This window comes from Streptomyces sp. NPDC056296, assembly GCF_042268605.1.
In the GTDB taxonomy this organism is placed as follows: Bacteria; Actinomycetota; Actinomycetes; order Streptomycetales; family Streptomycetaceae; genus Streptomyces.
In genome coordinates this window covers 1-17,365 of sequence record NZ_JBHJRX010000005.1, presented here as the reverse complement: position 1 = coordinate 17,365, position 17,365 = coordinate 1, and the positions used below count along the sequence as shown (strand labels likewise).

16 protein-coding genes are annotated in these 17,365 nt (G+C 71.9%); 6 read left to right on the top strand and 10 right to left on the bottom strand.

Annotated elements, in window-relative coordinates; translation table 11 throughout:
* Positions 1–57: 57 nt before the first annotated feature.
* The 3 genes from ACFCZF_RS05005 to ACFCZF_RS04995 form a co-directional block, all read right to left on the bottom strand.
* The gene (locus ACFCZF_RS05005) at positions 58–921 is read right to left on the bottom strand and encodes an arylamine N-acetyltransferase (RefSeq protein ID WP_376670458.1); all 864 of its coding nucleotides are present in this window, start codon (positions 919–921) and stop codon (positions 58–60) included.
* Between the two features lie 61 nt (positions 922–982).
* Complete coding sequence (locus ACFCZF_RS05000) at positions 983–2,257, bottom strand: PLP-dependent aminotransferase family protein (protein ID WP_376670457.1); 1,275 nt, start codon at positions 2,255–2,257, stop codon at positions 983–985.
* 182 nt (positions 2,258–2,439) lie between these two features.
* Positions 2,440–3,681: a helix-turn-helix domain-containing protein gene (locus ACFCZF_RS04995; protein ID WP_376670456.1), complete on the bottom strand. Its 1,242-nt coding sequence runs from the start codon at positions 3,679–3,681 to the stop codon at positions 2,440–2,442.
* Between the two features lie 209 nt (positions 3,682–3,890).
* Here ACFCZF_RS04995 and ACFCZF_RS04990 point away from each other — a divergent pair, with 209 nt between their 5' ends.
* Positions 3,891–4,616, top strand: coding sequence for a DUF4232 domain-containing protein (locus ACFCZF_RS04990; RefSeq protein WP_376670455.1), 726 nt, complete (start codon positions 3,891–3,893; stop codon positions 4,614–4,616).
* Between the two features lie 61 nt (positions 4,617–4,677).
* Here ACFCZF_RS04990 and hemB read toward each other — a convergent pair whose 3' ends face one another.
* Entirely contained in the window at positions 4,678–5,670 is a 993-nt protein-coding gene (gene hemB / locus ACFCZF_RS04985; protein WP_376670454.1) for a porphobilinogen synthase, read from the bottom strand.
* A gap of 123 nt (positions 5,671–5,793) precedes the next feature.
* Complete coding sequence (locus ACFCZF_RS04980) at positions 5,794–6,747, bottom strand: nitroreductase/quinone reductase family protein (protein ID WP_376670453.1); 954 nt, start codon at positions 6,745–6,747, stop codon at positions 5,794–5,796.
* Between the two features lie 321 nt (positions 6,748–7,068).
* On the opposite strand from ACFCZF_RS04980, the gene ACFCZF_RS04975 reads away from it, so the two are divergent.
* Positions 7,069–7,902: a helix-turn-helix transcriptional regulator gene (locus ACFCZF_RS04975; protein ID WP_376670452.1), complete on the top strand. Its 834-nt coding sequence runs from the start codon at positions 7,069–7,071 to the stop codon at positions 7,900–7,902.
* The gene (locus ACFCZF_RS04970) at positions 7,899–8,111 is read left to right on the top strand and encodes a DUF397 domain-containing protein (protein WP_375922193.1); all 213 of its coding nucleotides are present in this window, start codon (positions 7,899–7,901) and stop codon (positions 8,109–8,111) included. Before ACFCZF_RS04975 ends, ACFCZF_RS04970 begins: the two co-directional genes overlap by 4 nt.
* A 55-nt stretch (positions 8,112–8,166) precedes the next feature.
* On the opposite strand, the gene ACFCZF_RS04965 is transcribed toward ACFCZF_RS04970, so the two are convergent.
* The 5 genes from ACFCZF_RS04965 to ACFCZF_RS04945 all read right to left on the bottom strand — a co-directional run bounded on the left by ACFCZF_RS04965 (position 8,167) and on the right by ACFCZF_RS04945 (position 13,915).
* The gene (locus ACFCZF_RS04965) at positions 8,167–9,864 is read right to left on the bottom strand and encodes a uroporphyrinogen-III synthase (RefSeq protein ID WP_376670451.1); all 1,698 of its coding nucleotides are present in this window, start codon (positions 9,862–9,864) and stop codon (positions 8,167–8,169) included.
* Positions 9,861–10,820, bottom strand: a complete 960-nt coding sequence (gene hemC / locus ACFCZF_RS04960; RefSeq protein ID WP_376670450.1) for a hydroxymethylbilane synthase — start codon at positions 10,818–10,820, stop codon at positions 9,861–9,863. Before hemC ends, ACFCZF_RS04965 begins: the two co-directional genes overlap by 4 nt.
* A complete protein-coding gene (locus ACFCZF_RS04955; protein WP_376670449.1) occupies positions 10,817–12,541 on the bottom strand; it encodes a glutamyl-tRNA reductase in 1,725 nt (574 codons plus the stop codon). Before ACFCZF_RS04955 ends, hemC begins: the two co-directional genes overlap by 4 nt.
* Positions 12,538–13,308, bottom strand: a complete 771-nt coding sequence (locus ACFCZF_RS04950) for a redox-sensing transcriptional repressor Rex (RefSeq protein ID WP_375922182.1) — start codon at positions 13,306–13,308, stop codon at positions 12,538–12,540. Before ACFCZF_RS04950 ends, ACFCZF_RS04955 begins: the two co-directional genes overlap by 4 nt.
* 274 nt (positions 13,309–13,582) lie before the next feature.
* On the bottom strand, positions 13,583–13,915 hold the full coding sequence (locus ACFCZF_RS04945; RefSeq protein WP_375922179.1) for a glutaredoxin family protein: 333 nt from the start codon (positions 13,913–13,915) through the stop codon (positions 13,583–13,585).
* A 174-nt stretch (positions 13,916–14,089) separates the two neighbouring features.
* On the opposite strand from ACFCZF_RS04945, the gene ACFCZF_RS04940 reads away from it, so the two are divergent.
* From ACFCZF_RS04940 to ACFCZF_RS04930, 3 genes are all read left to right on the top strand, one after another.
* Positions 14,090–15,019, top strand: coding sequence for an HAD family hydrolase (locus ACFCZF_RS04940; protein ID WP_375922176.1), 930 nt, complete (start codon positions 14,090–14,092; stop codon positions 15,017–15,019).
* Between the two features lie 302 nt (positions 15,020–15,321).
* Complete coding sequence (locus ACFCZF_RS04935; protein ID WP_375922173.1) at positions 15,322–16,116, top strand: ECF subfamily RNA polymerase sigma factor, BldN family; 795 nt, start codon at positions 15,322–15,324, stop codon at positions 16,114–16,116.
* A gap of 296 nt (positions 16,117–16,412) precedes the next feature.
* On the top strand, positions 16,413–17,365 hold a 953-nt coding region (locus tag ACFCZF_RS04930), incomplete at its 3' end, for a DUF5667 domain-containing protein (protein WP_376670448.1).

The following is a 17,365-nucleotide window of genomic DNA, read 5'->3' as shown; positions in this document are numbered from 1 at the left end:
CTCACCGGCACACGGCACACGGCCCGTCCTCTCCCCCGTGGGGAGGGCGGGCCGCCCTCATCCCAGCAGCGTCAGACCCTCGGGCGCGTCGATGCCGAAGTCCTCCGCCAGCACCCGGCGGGCCTCGGCCTCGTCCGTCAGCTTCCGCTCGGTGACCGTGCCGTCGTCGCGGGTCTCGGTGACGCGGTCGCCGTCGAGCAGCACGTGCCGGTCGGGCATGAGGCGCTGGACGTAGGGGCGCCGGGAGAACGGAGAGCGCGGGTTCGTGGCGACGTGCCAGTTGATCATCTCGTAGTCGGACCGCTCGAACGGCTCCAGGGTGAAGGCGTACTGGGCCGCCCAACCGCCCGTGGACGCCTGCCGGTACGCCTCCAGCACCCACATCTCCAGCGGCCCCCGGTGCGGTACGTGCACCAGCCGGTGCCGGCGGCCGGCGTCGTGGAACTCGGTGTCCGCCGTCAGCGGCACCGGCTCCAGCAAGGAACCGATCGCTCCGAAACCGACGTCGGCCAGGTAAGGCCGTGGGTCGCCGGGGATCTCCACCAGGAGCGCCATGTGGGTGCGCGGGCGGTCCTCGAAGCGGTCCGCGCCGACGACGACCCGGGCGGTCAGCCGGGTCACCCCGAATCCCAGCGCCTCCAGGGCCGCCGCGAACAGCGTGTTGTGCTCGTAGCAGTAGCCGCCGCGCCGACGGCCGTGCACCAGCTTGGCCGTCAGGTCGGCGAGTTCGAGGGAGGGTGCCGTACCGGCGAGGGCGTCGAGGTTCTCGAACGGGACGGCCCTCAGGTGCGCGAGCTGCAGGCCGCGCAACGTGTCCGCGTCGACGGCGGGCCGCTCCCCCTCCCATCCGATCCGGTCGAGGTACGCGTCGAGGTACTCGTCGAGGTCGAAGTCCGTCGTCGTCCGTGCGCTGTCAGGCATGGCCTCACCGTAAGCGCGGGTGCGGCGCCCGCGCCTCGGCTCTTGGACCTGGGCCAGGGGCCTACGCCTCCCGCGACGCCTCTCCCGACGCCTCCCGCAGCCCCTCCCCCAGCCGCCGCAGCCCCTCCGCGATCTGGTCCGGCGCCTGCGTGACGAAGCACAGCCGCAGCGTGGCGCGGTCGGGCTCGCCGGCGTGGAAGGGAGCGCCGGGGACGTACGCGACGTCGTGCCGGACCACCCCGGGGAGCAGCGCCGTGGTGTCGTACCGCTCCGGCAGGCGCGCCCACAGGAACATGCCGCCCTCGGGGCGCGCCCACGCCGACCCCGCCGGGAGCGCCTCCGCCAGCCCCGCGAGCATGGCGTCCCGGCGTGCGCCGTAGGCGGCGGCGACGCGCGCGACGTGGGCGTCCAGGTCCCGGTCGGCCAGGTAACGGGCGGCGGCGAGCTGGTTGACGGTCGGGGTGTGCAGGTCGGCGGCCTGCTTGGCCACCGCACAGGCCCGGCGCAGTCCGGCGGGCGCCCGCAGCCAGCCGAGGCGCAGGCCGGGTGCCATGACCTTGGAGAAGGACCCCAGCAGCACGGTCCGGTCCCGGGCACCCTCGTAGGAGGCGATCCACGGCACCCGCTCGCCCTCGAAACGCAGCTCGCCGTACGGGTCGTCCTCGACGATCCACAGCCCGCACCGGCCGACGACCTCGGCCACGGCGGCCCGGCGGGCGGCGGGCATGGTGCGGCCGGTGGGGTTCTGGAAGGTGGGGACGGTGTAGAGCAGCTTGGGGCGCTCGCGCAGCACCAGCTCCTCCAGCGCCTCGGGGTCGATCCCGTCCTCGTCCCCGGGCACGGCGACGACCCGGGCGCCCGCGAGGCCGAAGGCCTGGAGCGCGGCCAGGTAGCAGGGGCTCTCGACGAGCACGGTGTCGCCGGGTTCGAGCAGGGCGGTGGCGAGGAGCGACAGCGCCTGCTGCGAGCCGGTGGTGACGAGGATGTCGTCGGCGTCGGTGTCCAGTCCGCGCGCCGAGGTGCGGGCGGCGAGCACGGCCCGCAGAACGGGCTCGCCCTCGGTGGTGGAGTACTGGAGCGCCCGCGCGGGCACCTCGGCGAGGACGTCCCGGTACGCGGCGGCGATGCCCTCCGCGTCGAACAGCTCCGGGGCCGGCAGCCCGCCCGCGAAGTTGATCACCTCGGGGCGGGCGGTGACGGCGAGGATGTCCCGCACGGGCGAACCGCCGACCGACCGGGTCCGCGCGGCGAGCGGCGGCGGGGGGGCGGACGAGGCGGAAGCGGCGAGTGGGGCCGGTGGCGCGGGTGGGGCGGACACGTTCTCAGTCACGGTCATGCCCGCACCCTAAGGAAGTACGTGCCGTCTACAGGCGACTTTCCGCGATCCGGACACCCGTGCGACCGCCGGCCGCGAGCTCCAGCCCGGTCTCCGTGGAGAAGCGCTCGATGTCGTTACCCGGCCCCCGCAGCGACTTGACGGCGATCCGCCATCCGCACCTTCCCCGCCCCGCCCCCGCCTCAGTCGCCCTCGACCAGCTCCCAGCCGTCGCCGCCGAGGGGGTACGCGTAGTAGGAGCCGTCCAGGGAGGCGCTGGTGCGGAACGGCTTGCCGTGGTCGTCGACGCGCACGGTGCCGTGCCGCGCGCCGCTGGACCACTCCAACTCCAGGTACCAGCTGACGTCGTGGCCGCTGGTGTGCGCGTTGACCTTGAAGACCTCAGGGTCGGACTCGCTGACGCTGTACGGTAAGTCGCGCTGTCCGGAGACCGGCGTCACCAGGGGGTTGCCCAGGTCGAGGGAGACGTCGAAGGACCCGGTGTCCACCTGGCCGCCGCAGCCGTTGCCCATCACGTACTGCTTCCAGTCCAGCGCCGGCTTGCTGCTCACCACGCGGACGTGCAGGTCCTTCAGGACCACCGTCTCCGCGCCGGTGCCCTGCACGGTGAGGACGGCCATCTGCCGGTTCGCGGAGACCGCGCCGAGGGGGGTGGCCCAGCCGACCGCGTCCTGCTGGGCGGGCGGCTCCGGCACGTTCTGCGGGCTGCGGTCGACCAGGAACGCGTGCTCGCAGGGCACGTCCCAGTGGTACGGGGTGGTCGACACGGTGAGCACGGGACCGTCGGCGGGTGCGCGGCGGCTCGGCGTGGCCGTGCCCGGCTGCGACGCGGACGCGGAGGGCGACCCGGACCGGGACGCGGACGAGGACGCGGACGGCGACGAGGAGGCGCTCGCGCTCGGGGACGCCGACCCGGCGGTCGAGGTCCCGGACACCGACGCGGAGGTCTCCGCGGCCGCCCCGGCCGGACCGTGCCGCCCGCCGCCGTCGGTGCCCGACACGAGGTTCGCCACGAGCGCCACGGCGGCACTGACGGCGACGACGCCGGTCGCGGCGTAGAGCGCGGCGCGCGGGACCCGGCGACGGGGCGGGGCGGGTTCGCGGGGCGTGGGCGGGGCGCCGGGGGCGGGCGGTTCGTGCGGCGTGAGCGCCTGCTCCTTCTCCTCGGTCTCCTCCTTCTTCACGCCGCGCAGCGCGTCCGCGCGGATCCAGCGGCGGTGGAGTTCGAGCAGTTCCTCGGAGGTCGCCCGGCATACGCGCGCGAGGCGTTCGACGGGGGCGAACTCGGTGGGCACGACCTCCCCGCTGACGTATCGGTGGAGGGTCGACGCACTCATGTGCAGCCGCTTGCCCAGTGCCCCGTAGCTGAGCCCGGACCGCTCCTTCAGCTCCCGCAGCAGTACCGCGAAGTCGTCCCCCGCCACCCGACTCTCCCTCTCCCATATCCCCGTACGGCATCCCAGCGGAACACCGTTTCAGCAGGTCAGAGCCGCTCCCAGCGTCCCAGCGTCCCGCATGTCCCGGCACCGCTGGCGACCGGGACGGCCCCCGACCCAAGCTGTGGTCATCCAAGCAGCCGCTCCCGGCCAACGGTCGAGCGGCTCACCTCGACTCCACCCGAAGGGGACCTCTCATGTCCGCACGCACCACCCGCCGCACCCGCCTGTTCGCCGCCACCACGGTCGCGCTGGCCGCACTCGCCCTGACGGCCTGTGAGGGCGAGGGATCGGACACGGGCGCCCCGGCCGGGTCCTCCTCCGTCCCGGCCGGCGAACAGGCCAAGCCGTCCACCGGCGGGAGCGATTCGGACGGCGGCGAGGGATCCGACGCCGCGAATGGCTCCGCCGACGGCGGCGACGCCACGGACTCGGGATCGTCGGGCTCCGGGTCGTCGGAGTCCGGCTCCTCGAACACCGGCGCGTCGGACTCGGACGGCCAGGACGACGGGGACATGCCCGGAAAGTGCTCCGCCTCCGACGTGAAGATCACCGCGACGAAGGTGTCCCGCCCGATCAACCACCTCCTGCTGACCGCCACCAACACCGGCTCGAAGACCTGCATGCTGCCCCCGTACCCGGCGGCGCGCTTCGGCGAGGCCCAGTCCGTGCCGCCGGTCGCGGAGGCGACCAAGCCGCAGTCGCTGACCGGCGTCGAGCCCGGCAAGTCCGGCTACGCCGGTGTGGTGCTGTCGTCCGGCGACGGCAGCGGCGAGAACGGCTACGAGACGAAGACCCTCACGATCCCCTTCGAGGACGGCTCCATCGCCACGGTCGCCCTGCCGTCCGGCGGCGTGTACGTCGACACCGCGCTGACGGTCACCTACTGGCAGACCAGCATGGACGCAGCCCTCGGGTACTGAAGGGGTGCGGGTGCCCACACCCCACGCACCCCTTGCACCAGGCACCGGTCGAGGTCGCCGCTCAGCGCAGTGTGCGAGCGACCTCGGTGGCCCAGTAGGTCAGGATGTTGCGCGCACCGGCCCGCTTGATGCCGGTGAGCGCCTCCAGGATGGCCCGGTCGCGGTCGATCCAGCCCTTCTCGGCGGCGGCCTCGATCATCGAGTACTCGCCGGAGATCTGGTAGGCGGCGACGGGCACGTCCACGGCCTCGGCGACCTTGGCCACGATGTCGAGGTAGGGACCGGCCGGCTTGACCATCACCATGTCGGCGCCCTCCTCCAGGTCGAGGGCCAGTTCCCGCATCGAATCCCGCACGTTGGCGGCGTCCTGCTGGTAGGTCTTCCGGTCGCCCTTGAGCGAGGACCCGACGGCCTCGCGGAAGGGCCCGTAGAAGGCGGACGCGTACTTGGCGGTGTAGGCGAGGATGGCGACGTCCTCCCGCCCGATCTGGTCGAGCGCGTCACGGACGACGCCGATCTGCCCGTCCATCATCCCGCTCGGCCCGACCACATGGGCGCCCGCGTCGGCCTGCACCTGCGCCATCTCGGCGTACCGCTCAAGGGTGGCGTCGTTGTCGACCCGCCCCTGAGCGTCCAGCACCCCGCAGTGCCCGTGATCCGTGAACTCGTCGAGGCACAGGTCGGACATGACGAGCAGCTCGTCCCCGACCTCGGCCCGCACGTCACGCAGGGCGACCTGCAGAATCCCGTCGGGGTCGGTGCCCGCCGTCCCGGCGGCGTCCTTCTTCTCCTCCTCGGGCACCCCGAAGAGCATGATCCCGGAGACCCCCGCCTCGACCGCCTCCGCGGCGGCCTTCTTCAGCGTGTCCCGGGTGTGCTGCACGACCCCGGGCATCGCCGCGATCGGCACCGGCTCGCCCACGCCCTCGCGCACGAAGGCCGGGAGGATGAAGTCGGCGGGGTGCAACCGGGTCTCGGCGACCATCCGACGCATGACAGGAGTGCTCCGCAGCCGCCGGGGCCGGGTGCCGGGAAAGGAACCGTACGTCGACATACCTCCTACGCTACGCCCGCCCCACCCGTGCCTTTGCCGACGGGGAGTCGGCCCACGCGACCCCTGTTCCTCGGCGCGGCCGAGCTTCCGCGGTCGGCTCGACGGGCCCGGACGACGCCCGCGTCAGGGCATGACCGGCGGCCACGGCACATCGGCCAGCAGCGGAAGCAGCGCATGCTCCTCGTAGTCGAGGTGCGCGTTCAGCTCCGCCGACATCGCCGCCAGTTCCGTACGGAAGCGCCGCGGATCGGCGATGGCGATGCCGGCCAGCAGCGCCGCCAGCTCACCCTGGATGCGGGCGACCGTGCGGTGTTCGCCGTCGAGCCGGTCGAAGACGTCGGTCAGGTGGGGATGGTGACGGGCGATGCCCGGGAACAAGTGCCCGTCCTCACTCGCGTGATGGAACTCCAGCGCCTGACAGAACGCCAGGCACCGCTGCCGGATCTGCAACCCGAGCCCCGGTGCCGGCGGCGCACCGGCCCCCTGGTGCGCGGCACGCGCGGCGAAGTGCGCGTCGACCTCCGCCCGCACCTGGGCCAATTGCGCCCGCAGCCAGGTGTGGACCTCCATGAGCTTGTCGGCGAGGGTGCGGACCTCGCCGGGCCCCTCCCAGCCGTCGGGCTCGGCTCGCTCCAGCACCACGACCGGCAGGAGCCGATCGGTTCCGGCCTGGTAGTCGCCGTAGCCGGGCTCCGCCCGCACGACGTGCGCGAACAGCTCCTCGCGCCGGGCGCCTTCGGCGGGGACCGCGAGGGCCTCGAAGGAACGGGTGCCGATCTCGACCCGGACCACGGGATGGGCGAGCAGGTTGTGGTACCAGCCGGGATGCCGCGGACCGCCGAGGTTGGACCCGACGACCAGGAGCGAGTCCCCGTGGCGGACGTATCCGAGGGGGGTGGTCCGCGAGGCTCCCGACCGGGCGCCGGTGGTCGTCAGCAGAAGCAGGTCCCCGCCCTCGAAGGGGCCACCGACCTTCCCCCCGTTGGCGCGGAACTCGTCAATGACGGACTGATGGAAAGACTGGAACGACTCGGAAGGCCGCGAAGGCCGCGAAGGCCGCGAAGGTGACGTGGGCATACGTTTCTGTGTCTCCATGAAGGGAGAGAGGGACGACGACGTGCGAACGCGCTACGTCATGTCAGGGCGCGGAGCAGGAACTCAACACGTACCCCTTGAGTGAGGGCGCTCGCCCGATCGCCGGCCGGCCCACTGCTCTTTGACCGGCGCCACGCGGCACCGCCCCCATTACACGCACCCGCCCGCCGCCTGTCAACGCAGGCCCGGGCGACACGGTCGAAGGGTGGAGATTCTCCGGTTACGTCACCCAGTGTGATCGGACGTGCTTACGTTGTGAAGACGACCGGACCGTGCGGTCGTGATTGCGGGAGGGCTGCGGACATGAGTGAGTGGGAAGCAGGGCCGGACGACGAGGAAGCCGGGGCGGTGATGCGAACCGTCACGCGGCAGTTGAAGCTGTGGCGAGAGTCGGCAGGCCTCACCCAGGCCGAGTTCGGGGCATCGATCGGGTACGGCGAGGACCTGGTGTCCTCGGTGGAGCGGGGGCGGCGGATTCCCCGGCCGGAGTATCTGGACCGCGCGGACGAGGTGTTGGGCGCGGGCGGGAAGATTGCCGCGATGAAGGGGGACGTGACGGAAGCCCGGTATCCGAAGAAGGTACGGGATGTTAAGCGGCTCGAGGCCGAGGCCGTGGAGATCTGCTCCTACAACAACTCGGTCGTAGACGGGCTGTTACAGACCGAGGCATACGCACGAGCCGTGTTCGGCTCACGACGACCGCAGTTCGCGGAGGAAGAGTTGGAGCAGCGAGTAGCCGCTCGGCTCGCTCGTCAGGAGATCCTCTGCAGCCCAACGGCTCGTCCGCTCTTCAGCTTCGTGCTGTGCGAGGCGACGCTGCGCCGTTTGATCGGGGGCAAGATGGTGATGCGCAGCCAGATCGAGCGGTTGTCAGGTGTGGCCCGCACGCGGAACGTGGACCTACAGGTCCTCCCGCTGAGCCGAGAAGAGAACTCGGGCCTCGGCGGCCCCTTGCGACTGCTCAAGCTCAAGGACGGGACGACCGTGGGCCTGAACGAAGTTCAGCTGACCAACCGCGTGATCACCGACCCGAAAGAGACCACGGTCCTCGACATGCGCTATGGGATTATCCGCGCGCAGGCTCTCACACCACGAGAGTCGCTGGCCTTCATCGAGAAAGTGCTGGGAGAGTTATGACCCTCAAGCCCTCTGACGGAGCCGATGGCAAGCTGGAGTGGATAAAGAGCAGCTACAGCTCGGACGACGGCCCGTCCTGCGTCGAGGTGGCCGCCGCCCCTCACCGCATTCTCGTCCGCGACTCCAAAACCCCCCAAGGCCCCCGCCTCGCCCTCACCCCCGCCACCTGGGCGACCTTCCTGCCGTACGCCGCAGAGGCCGAGGGCTGATCGCAAGCGGGGCGCCCCGCAAAGAGCGCCCCGCCTCACCTCACCTCACGTCACCTCAGGTCGAAGACCGCCGCCTCCGCGCCCCCGGCCGCCGCTCGCTCGGCCGCGTCACCGGATCCCCGGCCTCCAAGGCCGACGCGCGGCGCCGCAGGCCGAAGTCGGCCAGGGCCTCCGCCAGCTTGTGGACGGACGGCTCGGGGGCCATGACGTCCACCCGCAGACCGTGCTCCTCGGCCGTCTTGGCCGTCGCCGGGCCGATGCACGCGATCACCGTCACGTTGTGCGGCTTGCCCGCGATACCGACCAGGTTGCGCACCGTGGACGACGACGTGAAGAGCACCGCGTCGAAGCCGCCGCCCTTGATCGCCTCGCGGGTCGTGGCCGGCGGCGGCGACGCGCGCACCGTCCGGTAGGCGGTGACGTCGTCGACCTCCCAGCCCAGCTCGATCAGCCCCGCGACCAGCGTCTCGGTCGCGATGTCGGCACGCGGGAGGAAGACACGGTCGATCGGGTCGAAGACCGGGTCGTACGGCGGCCAGTCCTCCAGCAGACCGGCGGCCGACTGCTCCCCGCTCGGCACCAGGTCCGGCTTCACACCGAAGGCGATCAGCGCGTTCGCGGTCTGCTCGCCGACCGCGGCGACCTTGATGCCCGCGAAGGCACGGGCGTCGAGACCGTACTCCTCGAACTTCTCCCGGACCGCCTTCACCGCGTTGACCGACGTGAACGCGATCCACTCGTACCGGCCCGTCACCAGGCCCTTGACCGCCCGCTCCATCTGCTGGGGTGTGCGCGGCGGCTCGACGGCGATGGTCGGCACCTCGTGCGGCACGGCGCCGTACGAGCGCAGCTGGTCGGAGAGCGACGCCGCCTGCTCCTTCGTGCGCGGCACGAGGACCTTCCAGCCGAACAGCGGCTTGGACTCGAACCACGACAGTTGGTCGCGCCGGGCGGCGGCGGAACGCTCGCCGACCACGGCTATCACCGGCCGGCCACCGTCCGGGGACGGCAGCACCTTCGCCTGCTTCAGCGTCTGCGCGACCGTGCCGAGGGTGGCGGACCAGGTGCGCTGCCGGGTCGTCGTACCGGCGATCGTCACCGTCATCGGGGTGTCCGGCTTGCGGCCGGCCGACACCAGCTCACCGGCGGCCGCGGCCACCGAGTCGAGCGTCGTCGACACGACTACCGTCCCGTCGGAGGCACCGACCTCGGTCCAGCAGCGGCCCGACGCCGTACGGGCGTCCACGAACCGCACGTCGGCGCCCTCGGCGTCCCGCAGCGGAACACCGGCGTACGCGGGCACGCCGACGGCGTTCGCGATACCGGGGACGACCTCGAAGGGCACGCCGGCCGCGGCGCACGCCAGCATCTCCTCGGCGGCGTACGTGTCGAGCCCGGGGTCCCCGGTCACCGCACGCACGACCCGCCTGCCGCCCCGTGCGGCCTCCATGACAAGATGTGCGGCATCCCGCACGGCGGGGACGCCCGAGGTCGTTGACGCTCCGTCAACTACCTTCAGCTGGGGCGCGCTTGTGCCCGGATCCGAGGGATCGGTGTCCGTGTGCACTTCCGACACGCCCTGCCTCGCGTGCGTGCGTACGACGTCGAGCACCTCGTGCTCGGCGACGAGGACGTCCGCGTGCGCCAGTGCCTCCACGGCGCGCAGAGTCAGCAGTCCCGGATCTCCGGGTCCGGCACCCAGGAAGGTGACGTGCCCGTGTTCCGGACCGGCGGTAAAGGTGGTGGGGCTCACTGTGCTCGCTCCCCCATCAGACCGGCCGCGCCCTGGGCGAGCATCTCGGTGGCGAGTTCGCGACCGAGTGCCAGTGCCGCCTCGTGCGTTTCAGGCACGGGACCGGTGGTGGACAGCTGCACCAGCGTCGAGCCGTCGGTCGTGCCGACGACGCCGCGCAGGCGCATTTCCTTGACAATCTGCCCGTCGGCCAGGAGGTCGGCAAGCGCGCCCACCGGGGCGCTGCAGCCGGCCTCCAGGGCGGCGAGCAGTGACCGCTCGGCCGTCACGGCGACCCGCGTGTACGGGTCGTCGAGTTCGGCGAGCGCGGCGATCAGCGAGGCGTTGTCCGCCGCGCACTCGATCGCGAGTGCCCCCTGGCCGGGGGCGGGCAGAACCGTGTCGACCGACAGGAAGTCGGTCACCTCGTCGATGCGGCCCACCCGGTTCAGCCCGGCGGCGGCCAGCACGACCGCGTCGAGCTCACCGCTGCGGACGTACCCGATGCGGGTGTCGACGTTGCCCCGGATCGGGACCGTCTCGATCTCCAGCCCGTGGGTGCGGGCGTACGCGTTCAGCTGCGCCATGCGTCGCGGCGCGCCCGTACCTATCCGCGCCCCGCGGGGCAGGTCGGTGAGCTTGCGCGCGTCCCGGGCGACGACCACGTCCCGCGGGTCCTCGCGCTCCGGAACGGCGGCCACCACCAGGCCCTCGTGCTGCGCGGTGGGGAGGTCCTTGAGCGAGTGAACCGCGAAGTCCACCTCGCCCCGCAGCAGCGCGTCGCGCAGCGCGGCCACGAACACGCCCGTGCCGCCGATCTGCGCGAGCGCCTCGCGGGAGACATCCCCGTACGTGGTGATCTCGACCAGCTCAACGGGCCGACCGGTCACCTGGCTCACGGCGTCCGCCACCTGCCCGGACTGGGCCATGGCGAGCTTACTTCGCCTGGTCCCCAGCCTCAGTGCCTTCTCAGTCATGCCGGCCCTCGGTTCTTCTCAGTGCTGTTCTCGGCGCGGGAGACGGAGGCCACCGTCTCGGGGTCGAGGTCGAACAGGGTGCGCAGCGCGTCCGCGTACCCGGCACCGCCGGGCTCGGCGGCGAGCTGCTTGACCCGTACCGTCGGCGCGTGCAGCAGCTTGTCGACCACACGCTTGACGGTCTGGGTGATCTCGGCGCGGTGTTTGCCGTCCAGGCCCGGCAGCCGCCCTTCGAGGCGGGCGATCTCACCGGCCACGACATCCGCGGCCATGCTGCGCAGCGCGACCACGGTGGGCGTGATGTGCGCGGCCCGCTGGGCGGCACCGAACGCGGCGACCTCGTCGGCGACGATCCGGCGGACCATGTCGACGTCGGCGGCCATGGGTGCGTCCGCGGACGCGTCGGCGAGCGACTCGATGTCCACCAGGCGCACCCCGGCCAGCCGGTGCACGGCGGCGTCGATGTCGCGCGGCATGGCGAGGTCGAGCAGGAAGAGCACGGGCTGCGGGCGCGGCACCTCGGCGACCGGCTCGGGCCGCCGCCGCTCGGGGATGCGCCCGACACTCGCGGCCGTCGCGGCGAGCGCGGTGATCAGCTCGGCGTCCGCCTCGGCGCCCGGCCGTCCGGCCTCGCGCGTCCGGTCCGCGACCGCGCCGCCCGCGGCCCAGGCCCCGTGCTGCTCCAGCGTCGCCGCGTCCATGCCGGCCACGGCGGCCTCACCCATGACGGAGAAGCCGGTCGGTACGGGGGACAGGTCGAGCGGACAGTTCTCGTCCGTACCGGCACCCGGCAGCGACGTTTCGGCCGCCTCCCGTACGGCGCCGACGCCGGCGTCGGCCTCGGAGTGCGCGTCGCCGAGCTCGGCGGCGGGGGCGCCGGTACGGCCCTCCACCGTGGCCGCCACGGCGTCGGCCGTGAGGACGATCCCGGTCGCACCGGTGCAGGAGACGGCCACGTCGGCACGTGTCAGCTCGCCCGGCACCGAGTCCATCGGTACCGCGCGGGCCAGCACGTCCGTGTCGTCGCCCTCGGTCAGGATCCTCGCGAGCCGCTCGGCCCGCTCGAAGGTGCGGTTGGCGACCACGATCTCGGCGACCCCGGCCCGCGCCAGCGTGGCCGCGGCCAGCGAGGACATCGAGCCGGCGCCGATCACCAGGGCCTTCTTGCCCCGCACCCACGTCTGGACCTCGGCCCCCGCCGCCAGCTGCTCCAGGCCGAAGGTGACCAGGGACTGCCCGGCGCGGTCGATGCCGGTCTCGGAGTGGGCCCGCTTGCCGACCCGCAGCGCCTGCTGGAACAGGTCGTTCAGGAGCCGGCCGGCGGTGTGCAGGTCCTGCGCCCGGGCCAGGGAGTCCTTTATCTGGCCGAGGATCTGGCCCTCGCCCACGACCATCGAGTCGAGCCCGCAGGCCACCGAGAACAGGTGGTGGACGGCCCGGTCCTCGTAGTGCACGTAAAGATAAGGAGTGAGCTCCTCCAGGCCGACCCCGCTGTGCTGGGCGAGCAGCGTGGACAGCTCGGCGACACCGGCGTGGAACTTGTCCACGTCGGCGTACAGCTCGATGCGGTTGCAGGTGGCCAGGACCGCGGCCTCGGCGGCCGGTTCGGCGGCGACCGTGTCCTGCAACAGCTTGAGCTGCGCGTCCGCGCTCAGGGACGCCCGCTCCAGGACGCTGACGGGCGCGCTGCGGTGGCTCAGTCCGACGACGAGGAGGCTCATGCCGGCATCACGGCGGGCACGTCCCCGTCGGGTCCCTGGTCGGTGGAGGGCCGCTGCTTGCGGGCGACGGCGGGCGGCACGACGCCGGCGTCGGCCGCGGCCTCCTCGCCGGCCTTGCGCTGCTCGTGGAAGGCGAGGATCTGCAGCTCGATGGAGAGGTCGACCTTGCGCACGTCGACGCCCTCGGGGACGTTCAGCACGGTCGGCGCGAAGTTGAGGATGGAGGTGACACCGGCGGCCACGAGCCGGTCGCAGACCTGCTGGGCGGCACCGGCGGGGGTCGCGATCACGCCGATCGAGACACCGTCGTCCTGGATGATCTTCTCCAGCTCGTCGGTGTGCTGCACCGGGATACCGGCGACGGGCTTTCCGGCCATTCCCGGATCGGCGTCGATCAGCGCGGCGACCCGGAAACCGCGGGACGCGAAGCCGCCGTAGTTGGCGAGCGCGGCGCCGAGGTTACCGATACCGACGATCACTACCGGCCAGTCCTGGGTGAGCCCCAGTTCGCGGGAGATCTGGTAGACGAGATACTCGACGTCGTAGCCGACGCCCCGGGTCCCGTAGGAGCCGAGGTAGGAGAAGTCCTTGCGCAGCTTCGCGGAGTTGACTCCCGCCGCGGCCGCCAGCTCCTCGGAGGAGACCGTGGGCACCGAACGCTCGGAGAGCGCGGTGAGGGCGCGGAGGTACAGCGGAAGCCTGGCGACGGTGGCCTCGGGAATCCCTCGGCTGCGGGTCGCCGGTCGGTGTGTTCGGCCAGTTGCCACGGTGCTCCTGCGGGTAGAGCGGGGCTGTAGGCGGTCATACGTCCCTACATGACCGCCCCGTCGAATGCAGGCTATGTCTTTGTGAACGCGTGCACAAAGATGGTGTCCGATTTGCCCGGCCAACGTGACCGGGCTCACGCGCGCCCGGCGCACGAACCGGGAACCGGCGTATACGCGCACGCGTTCCTCTCCCATCGGGGGCAAAGCCGCACACGCTCCTCACGATCAACGCCCCCGAGACCAAGTCACCATCGATCCTAAGCGACCATCCGGACTACTTGGACTCGTCGGTCAGTGCCTTGCGCAGCCGTTCCTCGTTCACACGCCAGAAGGTGTGCTGCCTGCCGTCGACGAGGACGACCGGGATCTGTTCCCAGTACTCGTCGTGCAGTTGGCGGTCCTGGGTGATGTCCTTCCCCTCCCAGGGGACACCGAGGTCGGCACAGACCTTCTCGACGACGAGCTGTGCGTCATCACACAGATGACAACCGGGTTTGCGGATGAGGGTGACGAGATGGTTCTCGGAGTGCTCATGAGACTGCGCGGGCTGCGGGGCCCCCGGGGTCTGCGAGGGCTTTCGGCGGAAGAGGGGACTCATGCCGGCCATTCTCGCGCGCACGACGGCGTACGCCGAGCCCTCGGCAGCGGGCGGACCGCCTGCCGGGCCGGGCTGCCGACGCGCCCGCGCGGGCGCCTCTTCAACGACACGGTCGCCCAGAGTTCACAGCCTGCGAACCTCTCGACTCCGAACCCTCCGAACAAACTGGCTATGCTCACGGGCATGGCCGCTCTTCGATGGCTCACCCCCCGTAGGCGCTCCGCCACGGCGCGGAGCGTGTTGGCAGGCGAGGCCTCGGCGGAGGCAGCCCGCAAATCCGCGCAGTCCACCGAGGCCACCGCGCCCGACACCGGCGTGGAAGCGGAGTTCCCGGTCCACGGCGACGACAGGGCAGCCGCCTTCTTCGACCTCGACAACACCGTGATGCAGGGCGCCGCGATCTTCCACTTCGGCCGGGGCCTGTACAAGCGGAAGTTCTTCGAGACCCGCGACCTCGCCCGGTTCGCCTGGCAGCAGGCGTACTTCCGGCTGGCCGGGCTCGAGGACCCGGAGCACATGCAGGACGCCCGCGACTCCGCCCTGTCGATCGTCAAGGGCCACCGTGTCTCCGAGCTGAAGTCGATCGGCGAGGAGATCTACGACGAGTACATGGCCGAGCGGATCTGGCCCGGCACCCGCGCCCTCGCCCAGGCCCACCTGGACGCGGGACAGAAGGTCTGGCTGGTCACGGCGGCCCCGGTGGAGATCGCCCAGGTGATCGCCCGCCGCCTGGGCCTGACCGGCGCGCTCGGCACGGTGGCCGAGTCGATCGGCGGCGTCTACACGGGCAAGCTGGTCGGCGAACCGCTGCACGGCCCCGCGAAGGCCGAGGCGGTGCGCGCGCTGGCGACGGCGGAGTACCTGGACCTGACCCGCTGCGCCGCCTACAGCGACTCCCACAACGACATCCCGATGCTGTCGCTGGTCGGCCACCCCTATGCGATCAACCCGGACTCCAAGCTGCGCAAGCACGCCCGCGAGCTGGAGTGGCGCCTGCGCGACTACCGCACCGGCCGCAAGGCGGCCAAGGTCGGCATCCCCGCGGCCGCGGGCGTCGGCGCGGTGGCCGGCGGCACCGCGGCGGCCATCGCGCTGCACCGCCGCCGTCGTTGACCCAATCGATGTGACGTACCCGCGGGACACCCTCTCCAGTCCACTTTCCTCACATCGACCACAACACGCTCTGTAGTCACCAGGAACCCGAACCGTTCCGGTCATTAACTGATCACTCTGCAGCATCTGATCGAGCGTCAATCGGCCACAGAAGCGACGTAATCGATGATTTGAGCAACTGGGCGTAGCAGTGCCTGCACGAAGCGTTATTCTCCTCAGACGCATTCCGGTACCCCACCTTCGCTACGACGGGTGAATGGTTCCGTACTGCACGTGATGGAAGCTCTGCCTCTGGGAGTCCCGTGTACCCACACGTCGGGGTTGACGCCTCGGGCCTGGCTACGCTGCGCGCGACGGTCAAATCAGCCCAAGACCTGCTGCGCGGCCTTGTCCCCACCGCGTATGCCGTCCCCGCCCTCGCCGCGGCCGCCGTGCCCGCCGGTCCGTGCTACGCACTGGCCGAAGGAAGCGCCGCCGTCGGCAGACGAGCCCGGTCGTCCTCGTCCGGGACCGCGGCCACCACCCACCGCCGCCCCGCGGCGGACAGCGACAGCGCCCGCATGATGGACCTGGTCGAGCGGGCCCAGGCCGGCGAGGCCGACGCCTTCGGACGGCTCTACGACCAGTACAGCGACACCGTGTACCGCTACATCTACTACCGCGTGGGCGGCAAGGCGACCGCCGAGGACCTCACCAGCGAGACCTTCCTGCGGGCGCTCAGGCGCATCGGCACCTTCACCTGGCAGGGCCGCGACTTCGGCGCCTGGCTGGTGACCATCGCCCGCAACCTCGTCGCCGACCACTTCAAGTCCAGCCGCTTCCGGCTGGAGGTCACCACCGGCGAGATGCTCGACGCCAACGAGGTCGAGCGGTCCCCCGAGGACTCCGTCCTCGAATCACTCTCCAACGCCGCCCTGCTGGACGCCGTACGACGACTCAACCCGCAGCAGCAGGAGTGCGTGACCCTGCGCTTCCTCCAGGGCCTCTCGGTCGCCGAGACCGCGCGCGTCATGGGCAAGAACGAGGGCGCCATCAAGACGCTCCAGTACCGGGCCGTGCGCACCCTCGCCCGGCTGCTGCCGGACGACGCACGCTGAGCCCCGGGCGCCCCGGGGCGCCGCAACACACCACTCCCGCCCCCACCCGCACCCCCACCCGCCGCCGCAACCCTCCGCATTCCCCAAATCACCGTCGGTGAAAGTCGGTTGAGTCCGCGGTCCGATCATCCACCGTCCGTAACCCAAGTGCCGCGCCGCTCGTTGTGCGGGATGCAGGCTCCCTGTGGTCGCGCCCCGACCGACTCCGATCACACGATCGGGTGGTTCCGATCAGGGGGTGCAACCCTCAGGACCCCCTGGGGAGTCGACCGTCATGACGAGAGGAGGTGCCGCCAGTGATCGCGAACGTATCGGCACACCGGCGGGCGAACGCCTTCGCCCAGGCTCTGGAGGAGCAGTCCGACCCCGGGGCGGCGACCGAGCAGTCCGGAGGACCGGCGACTGCCGGGGCCACCGCGGAACCGACCGAGCAGGGTCGTCTGTTGACCCTCGCCACCGGTCTGGAGACGCTGCCCCGGCCCCAGCTGGATCCCGAGGTCAAGGTCGTCCAGCGGGCCCAGCTGGTGGCCGCTTTCGAGGCCATGCTGCAAGAGGGCACCGCGGGCGGCGGGGCGGCGGACACTTCGGTCCCGGAGCAGCGCAGGGCGCGCGGCACCCACCGGGCGGCCCCGCTGAAGAGGTTCCGGCCGCGCTCGCGGCTGGCCAAGGGCCTCACCGCGGGCGGACTGAGCGTGAGCGTGGCCGCGGGAGCCTTCGGCGGAGTCGCCGCCGCAAGTTCGGACGCCCTGCCCGGCGATTCGCTCTACGGCCTCAAGCGCGGCATAGAGGACTTCCGCCTCGGCCTCGCCGACGGGGACGACGAGCGCGGCCGGGCCTACCTGGACCTGGCATCGACCCGGCTGAACGAAGCACGCCGGCTGATGGAACGCGACCGCAGCGGACCCCTCGACCACGAGTCCCTCGGCGAGGTCCGCCGCGCCCTGTCCGGCATGCGGCACGACGCGTCCGAGGGCCATCGCCTGCTCAGCGCGGCCTACGCCCGCGACCCCGACTCACTGGCCCCCATGCAGGCCCTCTCCGCCTTCTCCCAGTCCCACCGGGAAACCTGGGGAGCACTGCGCGAGCGCCTGCCCGTGCAGCTCGGGGACGTCAGCGAGCAGGTGTCGTCGGTCTTCGACGCCATAGAGGACGACGTGGCGCCGCTGCAGTCCATGCTGCCGCAGCCGCCCACCCGGGACGACGACACCGGAGACGGCGGCCGCCAGGGCGGCTCCGAGTCGGCGACCAC